The sequence below is a fragment of the Luteimonas sp. MC1750 genome, from assembly GCF_016615955.1.
In the GTDB taxonomy this organism is placed as follows: Bacteria; Pseudomonadota; Gammaproteobacteria; order Xanthomonadales; family Xanthomonadaceae; genus Luteimonas.
Genome location: NZ_CP067113.1, coordinates 2,830,562 through 2,853,833 on the forward strand (window position 1 = coordinate 2,830,562; position 23,272 = coordinate 2,853,833).

Annotated in this window: 26 protein-coding genes; 13 read left to right on the top strand and 13 right to left on the bottom strand. The window is 72.7% G+C overall.

Going from position 1 to position 23,272, the window contains the following annotated elements; translation table 11 throughout:
• Window positions 1–14: 14 nt before the first annotated feature.
• From JGR68_RS13230 to JGR68_RS13275, 10 genes are all read right to left on the bottom strand, one after another.
• Window positions 15–503, bottom strand: a complete 489-nt coding sequence (locus JGR68_RS13230) for a hypothetical protein (protein ID WP_234446526.1) — start codon at window positions 501–503, stop codon at window positions 15–17.
• Between the two features lie 106 nt (window positions 504–609).
• Window positions 610–1,365, bottom strand: coding sequence for a 3-oxoacyl-ACP reductase FabG (gene fabG / locus JGR68_RS13235; RefSeq protein ID WP_199362666.1), 756 nt, complete (start codon window positions 1,363–1,365; stop codon window positions 610–612).
• Window positions 1,366–1,441: 76 nt separating this feature from the next.
• Complete coding sequence (locus JGR68_RS13240; RefSeq protein ID WP_199362485.1) at window positions 1,442–1,888, bottom strand: phosphotransferase; 447 nt, start codon at window positions 1,886–1,888, stop codon at window positions 1,442–1,444.
• Window positions 1,885–4,269 (bottom strand): MMPL family transporter, encoded by a 2,385-nt coding sequence (locus tag JGR68_RS13245; protein ID WP_199362486.1) that lies wholly within the window; start codon window positions 4,267–4,269, stop codon window positions 1,885–1,887. Before JGR68_RS13245 ends, JGR68_RS13240 begins: the two co-directional genes overlap by 4 nt.
• Window positions 4,266–4,883, bottom strand: coding sequence for a LolA-related protein (locus JGR68_RS13250; protein ID WP_305067856.1), 618 nt, complete (start codon window positions 4,881–4,883; stop codon window positions 4,266–4,268). The genes JGR68_RS13245 and JGR68_RS13250 overlap by 4 nt, the downstream gene beginning before the upstream one ends.
• Window positions 4,849–5,889: an acyltransferase gene (locus JGR68_RS13255; RefSeq protein WP_199362487.1), complete on the bottom strand. Its 1,041-nt coding sequence runs from the start codon at window positions 5,887–5,889 to the stop codon at window positions 4,849–4,851. The genes JGR68_RS13250 and JGR68_RS13255 overlap by 35 nt, the downstream gene beginning before the upstream one ends.
• Complete coding sequence (locus JGR68_RS13260) at window positions 5,886–6,164, bottom strand: hypothetical protein (RefSeq protein WP_199362488.1); 279 nt, start codon at window positions 6,162–6,164, stop codon at window positions 5,886–5,888. Before JGR68_RS13260 ends, JGR68_RS13255 begins: the two co-directional genes overlap by 4 nt.
• 17 nt (window positions 6,165–6,181) lie before the next feature.
• Window positions 6,182–6,934, bottom strand: a complete 753-nt coding sequence (locus tag JGR68_RS13265; protein WP_199362668.1) for a lysophospholipid acyltransferase family protein — start codon at window positions 6,932–6,934, stop codon at window positions 6,182–6,184.
• A 59-nt stretch (window positions 6,935–6,993) separates the two neighbouring features.
• Window positions 6,994–7,677 (bottom strand): ketosynthase, encoded by a 684-nt coding sequence (locus JGR68_RS13270; protein WP_199362489.1) that lies wholly within the window; start codon window positions 7,675–7,677, stop codon window positions 6,994–6,996.
• A gap of 20 nt (window positions 7,678–7,697) precedes the next feature.
• The gene (locus JGR68_RS13275; protein ID WP_199362490.1) at window positions 7,698–7,964 is read right to left on the bottom strand and encodes a phosphopantetheine-binding protein; all 267 of its coding nucleotides are present in this window, start codon (window positions 7,962–7,964) and stop codon (window positions 7,698–7,700) included.
• 112 nt (window positions 7,965–8,076) lie between these two features.
• Between JGR68_RS13275 and JGR68_RS13280 the strand changes: the two genes are divergently transcribed.
• From JGR68_RS13280 to aroE, 6 genes are all read left to right on the top strand, one after another.
• Window positions 8,077–9,423 carry an NAD(P)/FAD-dependent oxidoreductase gene (locus tag JGR68_RS13280; protein WP_199362669.1) on the top strand — a complete coding sequence of 449 codons (1,347 nt, stop codon included), beginning with the start codon at window positions 8,077–8,079 and terminating at the stop codon, window positions 9,421–9,423.
• Window positions 9,420–10,439: a pteridine-dependent deoxygenase gene (locus JGR68_RS13285; RefSeq protein WP_199362491.1), complete on the top strand. Its 1,020-nt coding sequence runs from the start codon at window positions 9,420–9,422 to the stop codon at window positions 10,437–10,439. The genes JGR68_RS13280 and JGR68_RS13285 overlap by 4 nt, the downstream gene beginning before the upstream one ends.
• Window positions 10,440–10,642: 203 nt before the next feature.
• Window positions 10,643–11,068: a hypothetical protein gene (locus JGR68_RS13290; protein WP_199362492.1), complete on the top strand. Its 426-nt coding sequence runs from the start codon at window positions 10,643–10,645 to the stop codon at window positions 11,066–11,068.
• Window positions 11,065–12,678, top strand: a complete 1,614-nt coding sequence (locus tag JGR68_RS13295) for a PA domain-containing protein (RefSeq protein ID WP_234446527.1) — start codon at window positions 11,065–11,067, stop codon at window positions 12,676–12,678. Before JGR68_RS13290 ends, JGR68_RS13295 begins: the two co-directional genes overlap by 4 nt.
• 109 nt (window positions 12,679–12,787) lie before the next feature.
• A complete protein-coding gene (gene hemB, locus JGR68_RS13300; RefSeq protein ID WP_199362493.1) occupies window positions 12,788–13,777 on the top strand; it encodes a porphobilinogen synthase in 990 nt (329 codons plus the stop codon).
• Between the two features lie 113 nt (window positions 13,778–13,890).
• Window positions 13,891–14,730 carry a shikimate dehydrogenase gene (gene aroE, locus JGR68_RS13305; protein ID WP_199362494.1) on the top strand — a complete coding sequence of 280 codons (840 nt, stop codon included), beginning with the start codon at window positions 13,891–13,893 and terminating at the stop codon, window positions 14,728–14,730.
• Window positions 14,731–14,926: 196 nt separating this feature from the next.
• On the opposite strand, the gene JGR68_RS13310 is transcribed toward aroE, so the two are convergent.
• Window positions 14,927–15,469, bottom strand: a complete 543-nt coding sequence (locus JGR68_RS13310; protein WP_199362495.1) for a gamma carbonic anhydrase family protein — start codon at window positions 15,467–15,469, stop codon at window positions 14,927–14,929.
• 32 nt (window positions 15,470–15,501) lie between these two features.
• On the opposite strand from JGR68_RS13310, the gene JGR68_RS13315 reads away from it, so the two are divergent.
• Together JGR68_RS13315 and xth are read left to right on the top strand one after the other, a co-directional pair.
• Window positions 15,502–16,917, top strand: coding sequence for a coniferyl aldehyde dehydrogenase (locus JGR68_RS13315; RefSeq protein WP_199362496.1), 1,416 nt, complete (start codon window positions 15,502–15,504; stop codon window positions 16,915–16,917).
• 41 nt (window positions 16,918–16,958) lie between these two features.
• Window positions 16,959–17,729, top strand: coding sequence for an exodeoxyribonuclease III (xth, locus tag JGR68_RS13320; protein WP_199362497.1), 771 nt, complete (start codon window positions 16,959–16,961; stop codon window positions 17,727–17,729).
• 63 nt (window positions 17,730–17,792) lie between these two features.
• On the opposite strand, the gene JGR68_RS13325 is transcribed toward xth, so the two are convergent.
• Both JGR68_RS13325 and JGR68_RS13330 read right to left on the bottom strand, forming a co-directional pair.
• Window positions 17,793–18,059, bottom strand: a complete 267-nt coding sequence (locus JGR68_RS13325) for a GlsB/YeaQ/YmgE family stress response membrane protein (protein WP_199362498.1) — start codon at window positions 18,057–18,059, stop codon at window positions 17,793–17,795.
• An 86-nt stretch (window positions 18,060–18,145) separates the two neighbouring features.
• On the bottom strand, window positions 18,146–19,525 hold the full coding sequence (locus JGR68_RS13330; protein ID WP_199362499.1) for an AMP-binding protein: 1,380 nt from the start codon (window positions 19,523–19,525) through the stop codon (window positions 18,146–18,148).
• 114 nt (window positions 19,526–19,639) lie between these two features.
• On the opposite strand from JGR68_RS13330, the gene JGR68_RS13335 reads away from it, so the two are divergent.
• The 5 genes from JGR68_RS13335 to rpmB all read left to right on the top strand — a co-directional run bounded on the left by JGR68_RS13335 (window position 19,640) and on the right by rpmB (window position 23,268).
• Entirely contained in the window at window positions 19,640–20,233 is a 594-nt protein-coding gene (locus tag JGR68_RS13335; RefSeq protein ID WP_199362500.1) for a 4'-phosphopantetheinyl transferase superfamily protein, read from the top strand.
• 52 nt (window positions 20,234–20,285) lie between these two features.
• Window positions 20,286–20,927, top strand: a complete 642-nt coding sequence (gene rsmG, locus JGR68_RS13340; RefSeq protein WP_199362501.1) for a 16S rRNA (guanine(527)-N(7))-methyltransferase RsmG — start codon at window positions 20,286–20,288, stop codon at window positions 20,925–20,927.
• Window positions 20,928–20,995: 68 nt separating this feature from the next.
• Window positions 20,996–21,784 (top strand): AAA family ATPase, encoded by a 789-nt coding sequence (locus tag JGR68_RS13345; RefSeq protein ID WP_199362502.1) that lies wholly within the window; start codon window positions 20,996–20,998, stop codon window positions 21,782–21,784.
• Complete coding sequence (locus tag JGR68_RS13350; protein WP_199362503.1) at window positions 21,781–22,701, top strand: ParB/RepB/Spo0J family partition protein; 921 nt, start codon at window positions 21,781–21,783, stop codon at window positions 22,699–22,701. The genes JGR68_RS13345 and JGR68_RS13350 overlap by 4 nt, the downstream gene beginning before the upstream one ends.
• Before the next feature lie 330 nt (window positions 22,702–23,031).
• Window positions 23,032–23,268 (top strand): 50S ribosomal protein L28, encoded by a 237-nt coding sequence (gene rpmB, locus JGR68_RS13355; RefSeq protein ID WP_199362504.1) that lies wholly within the window; start codon window positions 23,032–23,034, stop codon window positions 23,266–23,268.
• The last annotated feature ends 4 nt before the right edge of the window (window positions 23,269–23,272 follow it).

A 23,272-nucleotide genomic window follows, 5' to 3' on the forward strand; every position in this document is an offset into this window, starting at 1 on the left:
CGCCTGTTTGCCGCTCAGTTCGCCGGCGACTCCACCGGCTGCGGCTGCGGCTGCGCATGCTCCGCCGGCGGGCTGGCCAGCCAGATCGCCACGCCGCGGCCATGTTTCTGGCGCGGGCTGATGTTCACGCCGACGCCGCCGCTGGTATAGGAGCGACCGCCAAAGCGGCCGGTCCCGGCGCCGACGCTGACCCCGCCGCCGCCGTAGCCGTCGGCCGTGCCCTGGAACAGGATGCCGTTCGCACCCAGCGATGCGGCTTCCTCGCGCAGCTTGCGCATCACCGAGTCGGTCTTGTTCTGCTCGCCGTAGGTCAGCGCGCCGCTGGAGGTCTCGAGCAGCGCGATTTCCTCGTAGGGCACGCCGGGCGAACCGTAGTAGACGCGCACCTGGGCGGGATCGATCGGCGCGCGCGGCGTGCCGGTCAGGATGTGCGACGACGCGCAGCCGGCCAGCAGCAGCACGGCGCTGGCGGCGGCGATGCGGAGCATGCGTACGGGAGTCATGGCGTCACCTCGGGCTGATGCGCGGATCATCCTCGCGGCGGCATGAACCCCGCGTCACCGCCGGGTTTGGCGAGGCCGGCCATCCCGCCTTGCCGTGCAGGTGGACTCAGCCCATGCCTCCGTTGACGCCGAGCACCTGCCCGGTGACATAGCTGGCCGCGTCCGAACACAGGAAGCGCACCACCGCCGCCACCTCGTCGGGAGACCCGGCGCGGCCGGCCGGCACCATCTGCCTGACCAGCTCGGGCGGAAACGCGTCCTCGGCCATCCGCCCCGCGACCACGCCCGGGGCGACCACGTTGACGGTGATCCCGCGGCTGGCCATCTCGCGCGCCAGCGACTTCGAGGCGCCGTGCAGCGCCGACTTGGCCGCGGCGTAGTTGGCCTGGCCGCGGTTGCCGAGCACCGCCGCCACGCTCGAGACGCTGACGATGCGCCCCCAGCGCGTGCGCGCCATCGGCAGCAGCAGCGGCTGGGTGACGTGGAAGAAGCCGTGCAGCGACACATCGATGACGCGACGCCATTGCTCCGCCGACATGCCGGCCATCGGCGCGTCGTCGTGGATGCCGGCGTTGTTGACCACGACCTGGACCGGGCCGCCCTCGAGCAGCGCGTCGATGGCGGCACGGGCGGCATCGCCATCGGCGACGTCGAAGGCCACCGCCTCCGCGCTGCCGCCGGCGGCGACGATGTCGGCGACCACGGCCGCGGCGCGCGCGCGGTTCCCGTTCGCGTGGACGATCACGTGCAGGCCATCGGCGGCCAGCTGGCGGCAGATCGCGCCGCCAAGGTCGCCGCTGCCGCCAGTCACCAGGGCGCGGCGGGTCGGGGCGGGCGTGGAGATGGGCTTGGGCGTCGGCATGGGCGCGAGCCCGGGCGCGGCCGCTGGCGCGGGAGTGGACGCGGACATGGACGTGGCAGGCGGGTTCATGCGGCGATTATCCCGGCATTGCCGCCGCCTCGCCCAGCACCACCGCCGCGCGGCCCTCGGCCAGCAGCTGGCCCGCGTGGAAGATGCGGAACGCGTACTGCTGGCTGGCCTCGCCCTCCATCAGCAGCTCCGCTTCGCCCTCGAGGACGCCGGGCAGGTCGTCGATGCGTGCGACGTGCAGGCCGACGCCGCGCAGGGCGACCAGCATGCCCGGGCGCACCGGCGCGCCGGACTCGCGGCCACGCAGCCCGCCGTGGACCGCCATCGCCTGCGCGCCGTATTCGCAGAGATGCACGGCGCGCAGCTGGTCGTCGCTGCGCAGCGGGTGCGCGGGGTCGCGGTGGCTGCGGGCGCGCAGCAGGATGCGCGATCGGTCGTGCGAGACCACTTCGTCCCAGAGGCACATCGCACCCTGGTGTGGCACCAGCGCCAGGATGTCTTCGCGGCCGATCATCGTGGCGTGCCTTCTGCCGGGGCGCCGGGACCGGTCGGGCCCGCGGGCTCGGCGGGTTCGCCGGGCTCGGCGCCATCATGTCGCGACACCAGCAGGGCCAGCACGAAGTTGCAGAACACGCCGATCGCCACCGTGCTGCCGATCGCGCGCAGCACCGGGATCGACGACAGCGCGAGCAGGCTGAACACCAGCAGCGTCATCAGGCTGCACACCAGCACCGCGTGCAGCGTGCGCAGCTGGTCGTCGCGGCGGTCGCCCGCATGCTCGAAGAACAGCGCGTAGTCCAGGCCAAGGCCGGCGGCCAGGATCAGCGCGACCAGGTGGAACAGGTTGAGCTCGACGCCGAAGCCGCGCAGCACCGCCAGGATCAGCAGCGTGGTCAGCGCCATCGGCAGCAGCACCCGCGCGACGCGGGCGGGCGTGCGCAGCGACAGCCACACGGTGGCCGCCAGCAGCAACGCGGCGACGGCGAGTGCCGCCAGCACGCGCCCGCGGTACTCGGCCACCAGCGATTCGGAGGCCACCTTCATGTCCATCAGCTCGCCGCCGCCTTCGCCGACCGTGCGTGCCACCGCCTGCGCGTCGCTGATGCCGCTGAGCGAGACCAGGGCGATGGCGCCGCCGTCGGTGTCGAGCAGCAGGCCCTCGACGGTCGCGGCCAGCGGCGTACCCGTGAGGTCGGCCGGACGCAGCGGCGCGGCGTTGCGCGCGCGTTCGACGTCGGCCAGGAACGGCGCGAACGCATCCTCGCGGAACGGGGAGGCGGCCACGGCGTCGGCCAGCGCGGCGCGCAGTTCGCCCGGCTCCGGCAGCGATCGCTGCCGTGCCTGCTGGGTGGCCACCGGCGGCAGGTAGCGCGCGGCGCTGTCCCAGCCATCGAGCGCACCCTCGGCCACCAGCGCGTCCAGGCGCGGATGCAGGGCCTCGGTGGCGGCGAGCGCCGCGTCGGCGTTGGCGCCGCGCAGCACCGCCATGTAGCGCACGTCCGGGGCGCCCAGCTCCTGGCGCAGGCGGGTGTCGAGCGCCATGCCCTCGGCGGGCACCGGCGTCAGCTTCGACAGGTCGTTCTCCCAGAACGGCCCGCGCGCGGTGGCCAGCACGGCCACGCAGGCCAGGGCCACCAGCAGCAGCGACCAGCGCGGCCGTGGCAGGCGCTGGATGCCGCGCCACAGCGCCTGCAGCCGCGGGGAGGCGGCGAGGTCGCGCGGCGCCGGATCCACCAGCGCCGGCAGCCCGAAGCGCGTGGCCAGCGCAGCCGCCGCCAGCGCCGAGATCGTGAACACCGCGAGCTGGCGCAGCCCGTCCACGCCCGAGAACAGGAAGGTCAGGTAGGCGATGCAGGTGGCGACCACGCCGGTCAAGAGCGCCGGCCACAGCGCGCGCACGTTGTCGCGCGGGCTGATCCCGGCGCGCTGCTGGCTGAGGAAGTGGATCGGATAGTCCTGCACCACGCCGATCAGGGTGAAGCCGAAGGCGATGGTGATGCCGTGCACCGCCTCGAAGGCGAGCGCCACCGCGCCCAGGCCGGCGAGGCCCGCGGTCGCCAGCGGCAGCACGCCCAGCAGCGGCGCGCGCCAGCTGCGGTAGGCGACCAGGAGCAGCAGCACCAGGGCGATGCTGTCGATGGTGCCGATCCACTGCGCTTCGCGCGCGGTGCGTCCGCCGATCTCGACCGAGAACGCGCCCGGGCCGGTCATGCCCAGCCGCGCGCCGCTGTCGCCAGCGGCGGCCGCGAAGGCGTCCTGCACCGCGTCGTAGGCGCGCTGCTGCGCGGTGGGATCGAAGCCGCCGGCGCGCGTCTGCGCCAGCAGCAGGGCTTCGCCGCCGCTGCGGTCGAACCACACGCCATGCAGCCGCTGCGGCGCCGCCTTCGGCTGCCAGGCCTCGGCCAGGGTGAGCATCTCCAGCGTCGGGTCCGACGGCAGCAGCGGTTCGACCAGCCCGGCCATGGGCGAGCCGAGGTCCTGCAGGCGTTCGTCCAGCTGTTCGCCCAGGTAGTCCGCATCGAGGCGCCGGCCGTCGAGCGCCGGCGACAGCAGGTAGCGGTAGGGGCGCAGCGATTCCGGCACGGCCTCGAGCCCGGCGTCGGCGCCGTTGGCGACGAACTCGAAGTCCGGATTGGCGCCCAGCGCCGCGACCATCGCGCGCGACTGCTCCGCGAGGTCGTCGGCCGCCGCGCCCGACAGCGCGATCAACAACAGGCGCGAACCCGGCCCGTCGCCCAGCTCGTCGACCAGCAGCTTCTGCGCCGGCGTGCGCGGTTCGGGCATGAAGCGGCGCAGGTCGCCGCTGAGTTCGAGTCGCTGTCCGATCAGCCAGCCCGCGACCAGCAGCGCCGCCAGCCAGAGCAGCGCGAAGGCGGTACGACGTGCAGGACTCATCGCGCCGCGGCGCCGGGCTCGCGGCACAGGACCTCGTCGTTGGCCGCGTCACCGGCGGCGACCGCCGAGCGCGCCGCGCCCGCCAGCAGGGTGCGCTGCAGTTCGCCCTCGACCGGCCGGGTCTCGATGCAGCGCAGTTCCGCGCCGCGGCCGCGCAGGGTGATGTCGCGGACGCTGGCGGCAAGCGCGGCCTCGCGCGGTGCCAGCACCAGGATCCAGTCCTGGCGGCTGCCGCGGGCGGAGATCCGGTAGTCGCGCGCAAGCGCATCCGCATCGCCGGCCAGCAGCGCGCCGAAGCTGGCCTGCAGCCCCGCCAGCTCCGGCGCGCGCGACAGCGCGAAGCTGCGCGGCCTGCGGCCGTCGCGGGCGATGGTCGCCTCGCCCTGGCGGATGGTGGTCGTCTCGGCGTAGGGCGCGCGCACCCGGCGCACCAGGGTCTGTTCGTCGGGCCGCGCGTACTCGCCGTGGATGCGCAGCGGCGCCTTCAGCATGGCCGAACCGCGCAGCTCGACGAAGGGCGTGCTCACCGGCGCCGGCCGCGCCAGCCGCTCCAGGATCCAGGCGGGATCGACCGCGCCCTCAACCGCCGCCGGCTGCGCGACGCACGGCAGCATCGCCGTCGCCGCCAGCAGCGCGGCCAGCAGCCAGGCCGGCTGGCGACGCGGGCACCGGCCCGGGCGCGGCAGCGGGCGGCGTCGGGTCATGCTGGCTTCGGCTGTGTTCACGGTCGCCCCAGAAGTCATAGAAGTTGAACCAGTTGTACGGCGCATCGCGCACGTGATGTTCGAGGCGCGCGGCATAACGCGCGATGAGCGCGGGTACCGCGGCGGCGCGCTCGCGGCGCGGGATGGCGAGGCCGTCGCTGAACGGTTCGAACCCGAGATCGTAGCGGTTGCCCCCGCGGTAGAGGCCGAAGGCCAGCTGCACCGGCACCTGCAGCACCGAGGCCAGCAGCCAGGGCGCCACCGGGAAGTGCGCCGCATCGCCGAGGAACGGCACCGCGAGCGACGGCTCGCCGGGCTGCGTGCGGTCGACCAGCAACGCCACCAGCGCGCCTTCCGACGCCGCCTTCTGGATCTCGAACATGATCGCCGGGCCGTCCTGCGAGGCGTCGATCACCGAGTTCGCGATCTCGGGGTTGAGCGCGTCCAGCAGCTCGGTCACCGCGGGGCTGTGGGCCTTGTCGAGGACCACGCGGATCTGCTGGTCGGGGCGCTGGCGCCCGAGCACGCGCAGCACCTCGAAGCTGCCGAGGTGCGAGCCGAAGACCAGCACGCCGCGGCCCTGGTCGAGCGCGTCGTGCAGCGAGTCGAGGCCGCTGACGCGGATGTCGAAGCGGCGCATGTCGCCGCCGAGCAGGAAGACGCGGTCGAGGATCGTCGCGGCGAAGGTATGGATGTGGCGCGCGACCTCGGACAGCCGCGCGGGGCGGCCCAGCACGCGCGACAGGTAGGCGCGCGAATCGCGCCGCTCTTCGCCGCGGCGCGCCATGAAATAGCCGGTGATCGGATACAGCAGCAGCCGCGCCAGCCGACGCCCGCCGCGCAGGCTCACCGCACTCAGCAGCCGCAGCGCGAAGGGTCGCCCGCCTTCCCGGCGCTGCTTCCAGTCGCCGGTCATGCGAGCACGACCTCGCCGGAAGCGACGACCACGCCGTCACGAATCACGCGGAAGCGCCAGCGCGGCGCCGCGCCGTCAAGCTCGACGCGCGCGCGCTGGCCCGGCAGCAGCGGGCTGGAGAACTTCACCTGCGGCAGGCGCAGGGCCCCGAGTGGCCCATGCGCGCGTTCGATCGCCGCCAGCACGTGGTCGAGGACGACCACGCCGGGCACCAGCGGGCGACCGGGAAAATGCCCGGGGAGGCAGGGATGGCAGTGCTCGACCACGAACTCCATGGCGCCGTGCGCGAGCCTCAGGCGGACCGGCGCAGCAGCGCCAGTACCGATGCGTGGGCGGCGTCGGCCAGGGCCTGGCGGCCGGCGGCACCCGACGCACCGGCGGTGGCCAGCGGCGCGCCGAAGCGCACCGTGATCACGCCCGCGCGAACCCGGAAGCCCTCGGGTGGCAGCACGTCGCCGGCTCCGTCGATCGCGACCGGCAGCACGTCCACCCCGGCGTCGACCGCGGACTGGAACGAGCCGCCCTTGAACGGCGCGACCGCGCCGCTGCGGCTGCGCGTCCCTTCGGGGAACAGGCACAGGGTGTGGCCATCGCGCATCAGCGCCGCGGCCTCCCGGCGCAGGCGCGGCCCCGCGCGCGGATTGTCGCGCTCGATGAACAGCATCCCGCAGGCGCGGGCATACCAGCCCACGAACGGCACCTTCGTCATCTCCTGCTTGAGCAGGAAGTGCAGCGGCACCGGCACCGCGCGGAACAACGCGCAGATGTCGATCACCGACTGGTGGTTGGCGACCAGCAGGTACGGGCGCGACCAGTCGATGGCCTCTGCACCCTCGACCACCAGCCGCGCCGGGGCGCCGGCCAGCAGCACCGGTGCCCATCCGCGCGCGGCCATGCGCAGCGCGACGTCACGGCGGCGCGTCGCCAGCAGCACCAGGAGCGCCAGGCTGATGCAGCCGGCGGTCCAGAGGAGCATGAACACGAAGCCGACGGCGTTGTGCACGCCCCAGGCCAGCCGTCGCGCGGCCGATTCGGCCACATCCATGTTGTCGACGCGTTGCTGCATCCGGAAAGCATACCCAATGGACGCCGGCGGCTTCCCGTTCAGCGGAGGAAATCGCGCCAGAACGCCGGGCCGAGGCCCGCCATCTGGCGCAGGAACCCGGCGAAACTGCTGTAGCGGCCCGGGAACCGGCGCTTGCGGTAGGCGAATTCCACCAGGAAGAAGCCGCCGACGATGCCGTAGTTGAGGATGTTGGCGAACAGCGACCACTGCTCGCGGGTGATCGTCAGCGGCGGCTGCAGGCCCAGGCCCGCCAGCAGGCCGCCGGGCGAGGCCACCATCGCCAGCGCCAGGTTGGCCAGGCCCAGCACCGCCAGCGCGAGCGCCCACGCCGCGGTGAGGCCGCGACTGTAGGCCAGCAGATCGGGAGCCAGGGTGGCCGGCGTGCCGCCTTCCATCGCCGCGACGATGCGCGAGATCAGCGCGCCGCGCGGTGCCCACAGGCTGCGCGCGAACACCCAGGCGATGGCGGCCACGAAGGCCACCGGCACCAGCAGCAGCGGCAGCTGCGCCAGTCCCGCGCGGTACAGCAGATGGCAGGCGACGAGCGACAGCGGCAGCGCCACCCAGGCCCAGCCGCGGCGCGCCACCAGGCCGGCGGCGAGCATCATCGCCACCAGCGACAGCAGGGCGGCGTAGGCGTAGCGGTCGTCGTGCGTGGCGCTGGCGAGATGCGCCAGCACCGCGTAGGCCACCGCCATGGCGACGGTGAGGGCCAGGCCCATGGCCGGCTCCGCGCCGGACGTCAGGCGCGGTTGGCTTCGACGTGCGCCGACAGCGCGCGCAGCGAGGCGAAGATGCGGCGGTTCTCGTCGTTGTCCGAACGCAGCTGGAAGCCGTAGCGCTTGCCCACCGCCAGCGCCAGCTCGAGTGCGTCGATCGAGTCGAGGCCGAGGCCGGCGTTGAAGAGCGGCGCTTCGGGATCGATGCTGGCGGGATCGACGTCGTCGAGGTTCAGGGCCTCGACGAGGAGTTCGGCGAGTTCACGTTCGGCTGCGGACTGGGTGGACATGCGGCGGCTTCCATTGCGGCTGTGGGGCGGTGACGGCGACTGGCCGGCCGCCGGCCGGGTGCGCGCTATCATTCGCGTCCCAGATGATCGCATGGCCGCCGCACGCCGCGAAATGCAGAGCCCCGCCGAAGACAGCACCACCCACGCTCCGACCCGGGACTGCGACGTCCTCGTGATCGGCGGCGGCCCGGCCGGGAGCACGGCCTCGACCTTCCTGGCGCGCCGCGGCTGGCGGGTGGCGATGCTTGAAAAGGACGCCCACCCGCGCTTCCACATCGGCGAATCGCTGCTGCCGATGAACCTCCCGATCCTCGAGCGCATGGGCGCACTGGACAAGGTCGCGGCGATCGGCGTACGCAAGTCCGGGGCCGATTTCCCCGCGGATGGCGGCGGCTACAACGTGTTCCGCTTCGAGCGCGCGCTCGACGCGCGCTGCGACCACGCCTTCCAGGTGCGCCGTTCCGATTTCGACCGGGTGCTGTTCGAGCACGCCGCCGGAGAAGGCGTCGATGCGCGCCAGCAGCTGCGGGTGGTGTCCGTCGAGCCCCTGCCCGGCGGTGGCAGCCTGGTCGGCGCGCTGGGTCCGGACGGGCCCTGCAGCTGGCGCGCCCGCTATGTGGTCGACGCCAGCGGGCGCGACGCCTTCCTCGGCGGCAAGCGCCGGATCAAGCGCCGCAACACGCGCCACCAGTCGGCCGCACTGTTCAGCCACTTCGAGGGCGTCGAGCGCCGCGAAGGCGTGGACGCCGGCAACGTCAGCATCTACCGCCACGCGCACGGCTGGATCTGGATGATCCCGCTGCCCGATGGCGTCACCAGCGTCGGCGCGGTCTGCTATCCCGACTACATGAAGACCCGCCGCGGCGACAGCGAGGGCTTCCTGATGCGCACCCTGCGCACGGTGCCCGAGGTGGCGCAGCGCATGGCCGCGGCGACCCGCTGCGCGGACGTGCATGCCACCGGCAATTACGCCTACGAGTGCAGCGAGATGGCCGGCAAGGGCTGGGTGCTGGTGGGCGACGCCTACTGCTTCGTCGATCCGATGTTTTCCTCCGGCGTGTTCCTGGCCATGCACGGCGCGGAACAGGCCGCCGGGATGGTCGACGCCGCGCTGCGCGAACCCGCGCGCGAGGCCGCGCTGCAGCAGGCGCTGCGCCGGCACATCGACGCCGGTACCGACGAGTTCAAGTGGTTCATCTACCGCTTCACCTCGCCGGCGATGCGCCACCTGTTCGCCAATCCCAGGAACGTGCTGCAGGTGGAGGACGCCGTGGTCGCGATGCTGGCCGGCGACGTCTTCGACAATCCGCGCGTGCGCCGCCGGCTGCGCGTGTTCCGCGCGCTGTACGCCGTGACCTCGCTGGCGATGCTGCCGCGCGCGCTGCGCAACGGCCTGCGGCGCCGGCGCCAGTCGCGCGTCGACTTCAGCGGCGAGACGCTGCAGGCGGAGGAATCATGAGCCGCCCGATGCACGACGCCGCGCGCGGCGGCCAGGCCCGGCTTGCCGTGGACTATGTCGCGACCGACGCCCCGCTCGGGCTGCTGCGTGGCGACGACGTGCTGGCGGTGTTCGGCTTCGGCCACGCGGCGCCCGCGGCCCTGGGCGACCCGCGCTACCTGCGCGTGCCGCTCGAGCCACACGGTGCGGCGCCGTTCGAGGTCTGGCGCGCGAACGCGCCGGTGATGCGCGGCTGCGACGACGGCGTGCGCTGGGCCAGCGACGGCGAGCTGATGTTCGGCGTGATCGAGGTCCCCGAACAGGACGGCGACGTGCAGGCCGCCGCCTGCATCGCCTATGCACGGATGGCGGCCTTCACCGCCGGCAGCCGCACGCCGCACCTGCTGCGGATCTGGAACTACGTCGACGCGATCACCTTCGGCGAGGGCGACGACGAGCGCTACCGCGCGTTCTGCGTCGGGCGCGCGCGCGGCCTGGGCGATTTCGACGTGCGCAGCCTGCCCGCGGCGACCGCGATCGGCCGCTGCGACGGCGAGCGCGTGGTGCAGGTGTACTGGCTGTCCTCGGCCGCGCCCGGCACGCCGGTGGAGAACCCGCGGCAGATGAGCGCGTACCGCTACCCGCGCCAGTACGGCCCGCAGTCGCCGAGCTTCGCGCGCGCGATGCTGCCGCCGGCCGGCAGCGCGATGCCGCTGCTGCTGTCGGGCACCGCGGCGATCGTCGGCCATGCCTCGATGCACCACGGCGAACTGCTGGCCCAGCTCGACGAGACCTTCCACAACTTCGATGCCCTGGTCGGCGCGGCGCGCGGCCACGACCTGTCGCTGCCGCCGCGCTTCGGTGCCGGAACCCGGCTCAAGGTCTACGTGCGCGACCGCGACGACCTGCAGCCGGTCGCCGACGCCCTGCAGCGCCGCTTCGGCGATGCGGTGCCCTGCCTGCTGCTGCACGCGGCCATCTGCCGCCGCGAACTGGCGGTCGAGATCGATGGCGTCCACGGACATCCGCCGGGCTGAATTGCGGCCCGGAACATGCGGCGGCGTACTGCTGCAGCGCACGATTGAGCGGAGCCCCGGAATCGTTGCAGACTCGGGACGGACCACGGTGACGCGGTCCAGAAGCAACACCTACCTTTCGCATTGATCTTGGAGGCACCGTCCGGGGGGGCGCGGCTGCGGCCACGACGTCTCCGGGTGTCTCGTTTTCGAGGAACCACCCGATGAAATGCACCACCTTGCTGTTGCTTGCCGGCCTTGGCGCCGGCTTCGCCGCACACGCGGCCGAGCCCGTCACCGAAGAGGCCGGCGCCACCGGCTCCTACGCCGGCGTCACCGTCGCCATCGATCCCGCCACCGGCCGCCTGCGCGCGCCGACCGCGGCCGAACAGGCCAAGCTGCGCACCGCCGTGTCCTCGCGCGTGCGCACCGCCGACTCGATGTCCATCGCCAAGCCGGGTCCGAAGACCCGGGCCGAGGCGCAGCGGACCTTCCGTCGCCATCCGGACGGCCAGATGTCCATGCTCGTGTCCGAAGACATGATGTCGAACGTCATCGCCACCCAGCTCGAGGACGGCTCGATCGTCATCAGCCACGGCGACGCCGACGGCCACGCTGCACCGGCCACCACCGTGGAGGCCGTCAAGTGAACAAGACCCTTCTCGCCTGCGCGCTTGCCGCCGCCTCGACCTTCGCGATCGGCGCCGTCTCGGCCGCGAACATCATCCCCGTCAACATGAACCTCCCGGGCGTCGGACTCAACGACACCACGCCGGCCACCCCGGTGGGCGGCAACCCCGGCACCACGGTCGGCGAACAGCGCCGCATCGCCTACCAGTTCGCCGCCGACCTCTGGGGCGCCGTGCTGGAGAGCGACGTGGACATCCACGTCCGTGCCCAGTTCACGCCCCTGGCCTGCGAGGCCACCAGCGGCGTTCTCGGCTCGGCCGGCACCCGCAGCCTCCACGGCAACTTCCCCAACGCCGCCGTGCAGGAAACCTGGTACGGCGCGGCGCTGGCCAACGCCCTCGCCGGCGAGGACCTGACCCCTGAGGCGGGCGGCGAAGAGATCAACAGCAACTTCAACGCCAACCTCGGTACGACCGGCTGCCTGGAGACCTCGGGCTGGTACTACGGCCTGGACGGCAACACGCCGGCGGGCAGGATCAACTTCCTCGACGTGGTCATGCACGAGATCGGCCACGGCCTGAACTTCCAGGGCTTCTACAACCTGGCCACCGGCGCGCCCAACGGCGGCTATCCGGACATCTATTCCAGCAACATCCGCGACAACATCACCGGCCTCGACTGGATCGCGATGACCAACGCCCAGCGCATGGCCGCGGCGACCGGCGGCGGACTGGTGTGGACCGGCGCCCAGGTCACCGACGAGGTTCCCATGGCGCTGGCGCCGAAGATCGAGCTCACCGCGGGCGGCGGCGTCAGCGGCACGTTCCTCTACGGCACCGCGGCGTTCGGCCCGGCGCCCACGCCGGCCAACTTCAGCGGCGCGCTGGTGCTGGTCAATGACGGCAGCGCCACGCCGAACCAGGGCTGCGCGGCCTCGCCGGCCAACGCCTACGCCGGCAAGATCGCCATCGTCGACCGCGGCACCTGCGCCTTCGAGATCAAGGCCAGGCTGGCGCAGGACGCCGGCGCGGTCGCCGTGGTCGTCGCCAACAACACGGCCGGCGTGATCCAGATGGCCGACGACGCGACGGTGGCCGCCACGGTGCCGACCATCAGCGTCTCGCAGGCCGATGGCGCCACCCTCAAGGCCGGCATCCCCGGCGTGACGGTCGCGCTGACGGAAGTCGAAGGCGCCTTCGCCGGCACCGACGACGCGGGCCGCGCGCTGATGTACGCACCGGCCACGCTGGCGCAGGGCTCCACGTTCTCGCACTTCGACATCAGCCACACGCCCAACGCGCTGATGGAGCCGTCGATCAACCAGGACCTGGACAGCAACTTCCGCCTCGACCTGACCCCGGCCCTGTACCAGGACCTGGGCTGGACGGTGAACGCGGGCAACGCGACCACCAACGGCGGCACCTGCAACACCGGCGTGCCGGCCGTGGAAGGCGTGGGCCTGATCGGCGGCGCCAACCTGCAGGCGGCCGACTCGCTGTGCCGCGACACGCACGGTGGTGGCACCGCCGCGTACCGCAGCTGCATCGCGCCGTTCGTCAACCGCCTGCGTGAGCTCGGCTTCGTGCCGAGGTCCAAGGCGAGCGCCGTGACGTTCTGCACCAAGCGCTGATCGTTCCATCGTGAGCCAGGCCGGCGCCCTCGTGGCGCCGGCTTTTTCATGCCCGGGCGGCGGCCGTGCCCCGGGGCCCGAGCCACGGGACGGGCGTAGAATGTCGCCCATGACCTATCCAGACCTCCGCTTCCGGCGCATGCGCCGCGACGCGTTTTCGCGCCGCCTGATGCGCGAACACACGCTGACCGTCGACGACCTCATCTATCCGGTGTTCGTGCATGAGCCCGACGGGCGCGTGGCGGTGCCATCGATGCCGGGCATCGAGCGCATGTCGATCGACGAACTGCTGCGCGAGGCCGAGCAGGCGTGCGAACTGGGCGTGCCGGCGCTGGCGCTGTTCCCGGTCACCGCGCCCGAGGCCAAGTCGCTCGACGCCACCGCCGCGTGGGACGACGCGGGCCTGTGCCAGCGCGCGGTGCGCGCGCTGAAGGCGCGCTTCCCGGAGCTGGGCGTGATCACCGACGTGGCGCTGGACCCCTACACCAGCCATGGCCAGGACGGCATCGTCGACGACACCGGCTACGTGCAGAACGATGTCACCGTCGAGGCGCTGGTGAAGCAGGCGCTGTCACACGCGCGCGCCGGCGCCGACGTGGTGGCGCCCAGCGACATGATGGATGGCCGCATCGGCGCGATCCGCATGGCGCTGGAGGAGGACGGCCACGTCCACACCCGCATCCTCGCCTATGCCGCCAAGTACGCGTCGAGTTTCTATGGCCCGTTCCGCGACGCGGTGGGCAGCGCCTCGGCGCTGGGCAAGGCCGACAAGCGCACCTACCAGATGGATCCCGGCAACATCGACGAGGCGCTGCGCGAGGTGGCGGCCGACCTCGACGAGGGCGCCGACATGGTGATGGTGAAGCCGGGCATGCCCTACCTGGACGTGGTGCGCCGGGTGAAGGACAGCTTCGGCGTGCCGACCTTCGCCTACCAGGTGAGCGGCGAGTACGCGATGCTCAAGGCCGCCGAAGCCAACGGCTGGCTGGACGGCCGCGCCTGCACGATGGAAGCCCTGCTCGGTTTCAAGCGCGCCGGCGCCGACGGCGTGCTGACCTACTTCGCGCTCGACGCGGCACGCTGGCTGCGCGAGCGCTGACCACCGCTCCAATCGGAGCGGGCTGCAGCGCCAGCCTGCGGGACCGACCACAGCGGGCGTAGACTGGCGGAGGGTGTGGTGCATCGCGCGCCGCACGCTTGCGGGAGGCCGTCATGAAGCACTACGCCGTGTTCGGACATCCGGTCGCGCACTCGCTGTCGCCGCGCATCCACGCCGCCTTCGGCCGGGAGACCGGCATCGCCATCGATTACCGCGCGATCGACGCCGACATCGGCGAGTTCCGCGAGCGCCTGGCAGCATTCGCCGCGCATGGTGGCGCCGGTGCCAACGTCACCCTGCCGCTGAAACAGGAGGCGCTGGCGCTCTGCGACGACGTCACCGAACGCGCCCGGCGCGCCGGCGCGGTCAATACGCTGGTGCGCAACGGCGACCAGTGGCACGGCGACAACACCGACGGCGACGGCCTGGTGCGCGACCTCACCGGCCGCCACGCGCTCGACCTGCGCGCGCGCCGCACCCTCCTGGTGGGGGCCGGCGGCGCCGCGCGCGGGGTGGCCCCGGCGCTGCTCGATGCCGGCATCGGCGACCTCTACATCGTCAACCGCACCTCCAGCCGCGCCGATGCGCTCGCCGACCTGCTCGGCCAACCGGGACGCGTGCATCCGCGGCATCTGTCCGACATCGGCTCGCTCGGCGAGTTCGAGCTGGTGGTCAACGCCACCTCGGCCGCACGCGGCGACGGGCTGCCGCAGCTGCCGCGCTCGCTGGTCGGCCGGCGGATGGCGGCGGTCGACCTGAACTACGGCGAGGCGGCCGTGCCGTTCCTCGCCTGGGGTCGGGCCAGCCGGGCCTATGCCGTGGTCGACGGCCTCGGGATGCTGGTGGAGCAGGCCGCGCTGTCGTTCGCCCGCTGGCACGGCGTCCGGCCGGAGACCGACGAGATCTACGGCGAGCTGCGCGCCGAGCACGCGCACCTCGTGACCGCGGACTGATCCGCCACCGCTTGCTCCCTGCAGGAGCCGCTATAGCCGCGATGGCTGCCGATCGCCGCTGTAGGAGCGGCTATGGCTATAGCCGCGATGGCTGCCGATCGCCGCTGCAGGAGCGGCTATAGCCGCGATGGCGGCCGATCGCGGCTGTAGCCGCTCCTACAGTCAAGCTGTTTCCATGCTGGAAGGCACCCGTTCCTCAGCCGGCGGCGAGGTACTCGTCCTTCAGCCGCACGTAGTGCGCGGCGCTGTAGAGCAGGCCCTCGACTGCCGCGTCGTCGAGCACCCGCACCATCCTGGCCGGGTTGCCGAGCCAGAGTTCGCGGCTGCGCACCACCTTGCCCGGCGGCACCAGCGCACCGGCCCCGACGTAGCCATGGTCCTCGACCACCACCCCGTCCATCACCGTGGCGCCCATTCCGATCAGCGCGCCGTTGCCGATGCTGCAGGCATGCACGATCGCGCCGTGCCCGATCGTGACGTCGTCGCCGATCAGGGTCGGGTAGCCGTCCATGCGCGAATGCGGGCCGCGGTGGCTCACGTGCACGATGGTGCCGTCCTGCAGGTTGCAGCGCGCGCCGATGCGCACGAAATTGACGTCGCCGCGCACTACGGTCCCCGGCCAGATCGAGCTGTCCTCGCCGACCGCCACGTCGCCGATGAGCGTGGCCGCAGGGTCGACGTAGACGCGCGCGCCGAGCGTGGGCAGGGTGCCGCGGAAGGTACGGATGTTGTTGGCCATGTGCGGATTCTAGCCCCGCTATAGTCGCGCGCATGGATGACCAGACTCCGGTGGACGCACTGCGGCCCACGCTCGACCGCCTGCGCGGCGCATGGGAAGCCGGGCGTCCCGACGCGCGCCAGCGCCGCGCCGACCTCGATCGCCTGGCCGGGGCGTTGCGCGAAGGGCGCGCCGCGATGGTGGATGCCATCGACGCCGATTTCGGCCATCGCTCCACGCACGAGACGCTCCTGGCCGAAGGCATGGGCGTGGTGTCGGAAGTGCTGCGCCTGCGGCGTTCGCTGGGCCGCTGGATGCGTCCGGAGCGCGGCGGGACCGGCTGGCGACTATGGCCGGCGCGCGCGGAGGTCAGGCGCGAGCCGCTGGGCGTGGTCGGCGTGATGTCGCCGTGGAACTATCCGGTGATCCTCGCGCTGGCGCCGCTGGCCACCGCGATCGCGGCCGGCAACCACGTCTACCTCAAGCCGTCCGAGCGGGCGCCGCGCACCTCGGCCTGGCTGCGCGAGCTGCTGGCCTCGGTGTTTCCGGACGACCGCGTGGCGGTGGCGCTGGGTGGCCCGGAGCTGGCGACGGCCTTCTCCGCGTTGCCCTTCGACCACCTGGTGTTCACCGGCTCGACCGCGGTCGGACGCCGGGTGATGGCGGCCGCTGCGCAGAACCTGACCCCGCTGACACTGGAACTGGGCGGCAAGTCGCCGGCGATCGTCGCCGCGGACTTCCCGCCGGCGAAGGCCGCCGCGCGGCTGGCGACCGGCAAGTGGTTCAACGCCGGGCAGACCTGCATCGCGCCGGACTACGTGCTGGTGGCGCGCGGCTCCCGCGACGCCCTGGTCGAGGCGCTGCGCGCCGAGGTCCGCGCGCGCTACCCCGACCTCGCGGCCTCGTCGGACTACACCTGGATCATCAACGGCGATCACCATCGCCGGCTGCGCGCGCTGGTGGACGATGCCCGCGCCCGCGGGCTCGAGGTGATCGAACTCGCGGACGTGCACCCCGCGGTGGCCCTGCGCCACCGGATCGTCCCGCCGACCCTGGTCCTGGATCCGGACGACGACGCCCTGCTGATGCAGGAGGAGATCTTCGGCCCGGTGCTACCGGTGATCGCCTACGACCGTCTGGAAGACGCGATCACCTTCGTGCGCCGGCGCGAGCGGCCGCTGGCGCTGTATCCCTTCAGCCACGACCGCGCGACGGTCGAGGCCATCCTGGGCCAGGTCGTCGCCGGCGGGGTCACCGTCAACGACACCCTGCTGCACTTCGCCGCGCATGGCCTGCCGTTCGGCGGCGTGGGCGCGAGCGGCATGGGCGCCTACCACGGACGCGCCGGCTTCGATGCCATGACCAAGGCGATGCCGGTGCTGTGGCAGCGCCGCCTCGCCGCCAGCGACCTGCTGCGTCCGCCCTGGCGTGGCCTGCCGGACCGACTGGTGCGGCTCCTGGCGCGCTGACGCGTTTGCCCTGGGCGGGGCCGACGGACGATCATCTCCGCATGAAAATCGCCAGCTGGAACGTCAATTCACTCAATGTCCGCCTGCCCCACCTGCAGCAGTGGCTGACCGCGTTCGCGCCCGACGTCGTCGGCCTGCAGGAGACCAAGCTGGAGGACCTGCGCTTTCCCGACGACGCGCTGGCCGCGCTGGGCTACCGCAGCGTGTTCTGCGGCCAGAAGACCTACAACGGCGTTGCCATCCTCGCGCGCGAACGCGCCATCGACGAGGTGCAGTACGGCATCCCCGGCTTCGAGGACGAGCAGCAGCGGGCGATCGCGGCGACCGTCGGCGGGGTGCGCATCGTCAACCTCTACGTGGTCAACGGCCAGGCGGTGGGCAGCGAGAAATACGCCTACAAGCTGCGCTGGCTGGCGGCGGTGCGCGACTGGCTGGCCGGCGAGCTGCAGCGGCATCCGCGGATGGTGGTGCTGGGCGACTTCAACATCGCGCCCGACGCGCGCGACGTGCACGATCCTGAACTGTGGAACGAAGGCCACATCCTGACGTCCGCCGCGGAGCGTGACGCGCTGCGTGGGCTGCTGGACCTGGGTCTGCACGACGCCTTCCGCCTGCACAGCGCCGAAGCCGGCGTGTTCAGCTGGTGGGACTACCGCCAGGCGGCGTTCCGGCGCGACATGGGCCTGCGCATCGACCTCACCCTGGTCTCCGACGCGCTGCGGGCGGAAGCCATGGCCTCGGGCATCGACCGCGAACCACGCACCTGGGAGCGCCCCAGCGACCACGCCCCGGCCTGGGTGGAACTGGGCTGAGGCCCGAAACGGCGAAGGCCCGGCACATGGCCGGGCCTTCGCCTGGTTCGCCTGCGCGATGGCTCAGCGCACGCTGCCCCGCTTGAACAGGTTCACGATCGCCAGAAGGATGATCGCGCCCAGCAGCGAGACGATGAAGCTCATGACGCTGATGCCGTCGTTGATCGACCCGGCACCCAGCAGCGGGCCGATGAGCCAGCCGCCGATGAACGCACCGACGATGCCGACGATGATGTTGAGCAGGATGCCCTGCTGACCGTCGCGCTTCATGACGATGCTGGCCAGCCAGCCCACGATGCCGCCGATGATCAACCAGATGATGATGTTCATGTTGTCTCCCTGTCATTCGCCCCAGCGGCGCGGCGCCAGTCTGGGGAGAAGGCCGTGATGGCCGCGTAGGGGCGCGCCGTCCGCATTCAGAGCGCGGACAGCAGCTCCAGCAGGGCCTTGCGCGGCAGCTTGCCGGTCTCGTTGCGCGGCAGAGAGCCGACCACGCGCAGCGGGCGCGGCAGGAAGACGGGGTCCACCGCCTGGCGCAGGGCCTCTCGGACCGCGGACTCGCTCATGCCCGGTGCCACCACCGCGGCGGCCAACCGGCGCACGCCGCAGGCATCGGGCTCGAGCTGCACCAGGGCCGCGTCGCGCACGCCGGGGATCGCCAGCAGGCGGTGGGTCAGGTCGCCGAGCGAGGCGCGCTTGCCGGCGATCTCGAGCAGGTCCGACTGGCGGCCGCGCAGCCGGAAGCGGCCCCCGCCCACCAGCTCGACGATGTCGGCCAGCGCCACCGCCTCGGCCAGGTGGGCGGCGCGCACCAGGGTGCCGTCGGGCTGTGGCTGCAGCTCGACGCCGGGCAGCAGGGTCCAGGCGTCGTCGAGCGCGCTGCGCCGGCGGGCCAGGATGCAGGTCTCGGTGGAGCCGAACAGCTCGCGCACCTCGCAGCCGAACGCGGCTTCGGCTGCGGCGGCGAGCGCCGGCGGCAGCGGCGCGGTGGAAGCGACGATGCCGGCCAGCGGCGGCAGCGCGACGCCCGACTCCACCAGGGCCCGCAGGTGGACCGGCGTGGTCACCAGCAGCGGCGGAAGCGGCGCGGCCGCGAGTGCGGCGGCGATGTCGACCGGGAAGAACGGGCGCGCCTCGTGCACGGCCACGCCGCCCACCAGCGGCAGCAGGACCGACATCTCCATCCCGTACATGTGCTGCGGCGGCACGGTGGCGACCACGTGGGCGGTGCCGCCATCGCCAGGCAGCAGGCCGTCCAGCGCGGCGATGTTCTGCGCGGTGCTGGCGGCGAAGCTGCCCCAGGTCTTCAGGTTGGCCTTGGGCGCGCCGGTGCTGCCCGAGGTGTAGCCGATGGCGACCACGGCATCGTCGGCCACGTCCGGGACGCCGCCTTCGCCGCGCGGCAGCAGGTCGGGCAGCCGCAGGTAGTGCGGCAACGGCGCGATGTCCTCGCAGCCGCAGGCATCGGCGTCGCCCAGGCAATAGCTGTCGGGATGGTGGGCGCGGACCTCGTCGATCGCCGCGCGCGTGCGCGAGGGCGGCAACAGGGTGACCTGGCCGCGCACGGCGGCCGCGGCGAAGGCGACCAGGAAGCGGTAGCGGTCCTCGCACAGGTTCACCGCGAACGGACGGTCCGGCAGCAGCGCGGCCACGCCGCGCACGTCGGCAAGGAAATCCTGCAGCGCGACGCCGCCGGCGGCGCCAAAGGCCAGCGGCCGGTCCGGCGACCCGCTCACCAGCGGCGAGCGCGTGCCGCCGGCGTCCTGCCGCCCGTTGATGCTGATCACTGCCGACATGCGCTCGATTCTCCCGGACGCGCCTGCGCCCCCCGTGACTCCCGCCGGAACGCCTGGCCGCCGGGGCGGTTACTTTACGCTGGGCGCCCGCCCCGCTCCAAAGGACCCGCGTCGATGCCGCTTGCGCCAGGCCAACTCCAGCTGGGGCCCGTCCGCTGCGCGTGGCGGCCCTACCGCCACGGGCAGGCTGCCGAGCCGCTGGTGCGGGACTGGCTGTCGGAGCAGCTCGGCACGGCCGCCGAGGCCCTGGTCATCCGCCGCACCGCGCAGGGCCGGCCCTGCCTGGACCCGGTCCACGGCGGGTGGGACGCGAGCTGGAGCCACAGCGGCGAAGGCCTGCTGATGGCGCTGGCGCACGACCTGCGGGTCGGCATCGACCTGGAAGTGCGGCGGCCGCGGCCCAAGGCCCAGGTGCTGGCCAACCGCTTCTTCGCCCCCGCCGAGGCGGCGGCGCTGGCAGCGATGCCCCAGGACCGGCGCGAAACCGCCTTCGTGCGCCTGTGGTGCGCCAAGGAGGCGGTGCTGAAGGCCCACGGGCAGGGCCTGTCCTTCGGCCTGCACCTGCTGGCCTTTGCGCCCGAAGGCGATGACTGGCGGCTGGTCGACTGCGACCCGGCGCTGGGCGCGCCGGCGGACTGGTCGCTGCGGACCTTCCGCCCCGCGCCCGCCTACCTCGCTACCGTCGCCTGGCGCGCACGCTGGGGCTGAGCCGGGCGGGCTTGCCAGGCCTGCCCTGCCGGGCCTGCACCTACAATGCCGCATGCCTGACGATCCCCACGCAACGCTCGATGCCGGCCTGGCCACGCTGGGCCTGGATCCCGCGCTGGCCCTGCCGCTGCGCCGCTACCTCGACCTGCTCGCGCGCTGGAACCGGACCTACAACCTCACCGCGATCCGTGATCCGGGCGAGATGGTCACCCTGCACCTGCTCGATTCGCTGTCGATGCACGCGCACATGGACGGCGTCGCCCGGCTGGCCGACCTCGGCACCGGCGCCGGCCTGCCGGGTATTCCGCTGGCGATCGCGCGCCCCGGGCTCGCCGTCACCCTGGTCGAGTCCAACGGCAAGAAGGCGCGCTTCCTGCGCGAGGCCGTGCGCAGCATGGGACTGGCCAATGCACGGGTCGCCGAGTCGCGCGCCGAGGCGGTGGACATGCCGGCCGCCTTCGACGCGATCACCGCGCGCGCGATGGCCACCCTGGGCGACATCATCGCCGCCGGTGGCCACCTGCTGGCACCGGGCGGCCGGCTCCTGGCGATGAAGGGCGTGCGGCCGGACGCCGAGATCGCCGCGCTGCCCGCGGGCTGGCAGGTCGAGGCGATCCATCCGCTGGCCGTGCCGGGACTGGCGGCCGAGCGGCATCTGGTGGTGGTGGGCCGGGTGCCTCCGGGCGGGGCATAATCATCGGCCCGGCCGGGGATTCCGGGTCGGGGATTCCCGCGGCATCCCGCATCGAGGCAGACGAGCCCATGGCCCGAATCATCGCCATCGCCAACCAGAAGGGCGGCGTCGGAAAGACGACCACGGCGGTGAACCTTGCCTCCGCGCTGGCGCAGACGCCCAGGCGCGTGCTGCTGGTCGACCTGGACGCGCAGGGCAACGCGACCATGGGCAGCGGCGTCGACAAGCGCGAGCTGTCGGCCTCGACCTGCGACGTGCTGCTGGAGGACGTCAAGGCCGCCGACGCGGTGGTCCGCACGCCCGAGGGCTTCGACCTGATGCCCGGCAACACCGACCTGACCGCGGCCGAGATCGAGCTGATGGATCTCGAAGGGCGCGAGCAGCGGCTCAAGCGCGCGCTCGACCCGCTGCGCCCCGGGTACGACTACATCATCATCGACTGCCCGCCGGCGCTGTCGCTGCTCACGCTCAACGCGCTCACCGCCGCCGACAGCGTGCTGGTGCCGATGCAGTGCGAGTACTACGCGCTGGAAGGCCTGACCTCGCTGCTGCAGACGATCGATGCGCTGAAGCAGAAGCTCAATCCCGCACTGGAGATCGAGGGCGTGCTGCGCACCATGTTCGACGTGCGCAACAACCTGGCCAACGCCGTCTCGGCGGAGCTGGTCGAGCACTTCGGCGACAAGGTCTTCCGCACCATCGTGCCGCGCAACGTGCGCCTGGCCGAGGCGCCGAGCCATGGCCAGAGCATCGTCGGCTACGACCGCGCATCGCGCGGCGCGATCGCCTACCTTGGACTGGCCGGCGAGATGATCCGCCGCCAGCGCGAGCGCGAACAGAAGGAGAAGGCGGCATGACCGCAGGCAGGAAGCCGGCACCGGCGAAGAAGCGCGGGCTCGGCCGTGGACTCGAGGCGCTGCTGGGACCCAAGGCCGCGGAAGAGGCGCCGGCGCTGGAAGCGCGCCCCGGCGACACCCTGCGCACCCTGCCGGTCGACGCGCTGGGTCCGGGCAAGTACCAGCCGCGCCGCCACATGGACCCGGCCAAGCTGACCGAACTCGCCGAGTCGATCCGCGCCCAGGGCGTGATCCAGCCGATCGTGGTGCGCCAGCTCCCGGACCGTACCTACGAGATCATCGCCGGCGAGCGCCGCTGGCGCGCCTCGCGCGAGGCCGGCCTGGCGGAAATCCCGGTCGTGGTGCGCGAGGTCGACGACCGCACGGTCGTGGCCATGGCGCTGATCGAGAACATCCAGCGCGAGGACCTCAATCCACTGGAGGAGGCCCAGGCGCTGCAGCGCCTGATCGACGAGTTCGACCTGACCCATGCCGCGGCCGCCGAGGCCGTGGGCCGTTCGCGCGCGGCGGTGTCCAACCTGCTGCGCCTGCTCGAGCTGCCGCCGGCGATCCGCGCGCTGGTGGAAGCCCGGCGGCTGGAGATGGGCCATGCTCGCGCCCTGCTCACCCTGTCCCCTGATCTGGCCAGCCGGCTGGCGTCCGACGCCGCCGAACACGGCTGGTCGGTGCGCGAGGTCGAACACCGCGCCCAGCAGTTCGCAGCCGGCCGCGTACCGGCCACGGCCAAGAAGAAGGCCGGAGGCAGCAAGGCGCGCCCCCAGGCCGACATCCTGGCGCTGGAGAACGAGCTGTCGGAGGCGCTGGCGGCCAAGGTCAGCATCGCCCACGGCCGCGGCAACCGCGGCAAGCTGGTGATCCACTACAGCGACCTCGACACCCTGGACGGCGTGCTGGAGCGCCTGCGCGGCCAGCGCTGAGCGTGGCCTGGCGGCCTGCGCCGCGCCATCCCGACCCCGTCCTGTAGGAGCGGCTACAGCCGCGATTGGGTTGCCCCATCACCTCGCCATCGCGGCTGTAGCCGCTCCTACAGGGCGCGGCCTTGCTTGCACGGCTGGGCGTGGGCCCGCATAATGCTTGGCTCGCTGCGTCCGGCTGCCCCTCGCGGGTGGCCCCGGCGGCCCGGAGTGCGATCCGGCGCCACGCCCGGCAGCGGCCTTGACCCGTTTCGCACGGCATGCCCACTGGGCTTGCCGGGGCCGCCGTCCCCCAGGCCATGGGGAACATCCAAGACACCATCGAGGTGCGTTATGTCCAGAGTTTGCCAGGTCACCGGCAAGGGCGTGCAGACGGGTAACAACGTCTCCCACGCCAACAACAAGACCCGTCGCCGCTTCCTCCCGAACCTGCACGAGCGCCGGTTCTGGGTCGCCAGCGAAAACCGCTGGGTGAAGCTGCGCGTGTCGGCCAATGCCATGCGCACCATCGACAAGAATGGCATCGACTCGGTCCTGGCCGAGCTGCGTGCCCGCGGCGAGAAGATCTGAGGAC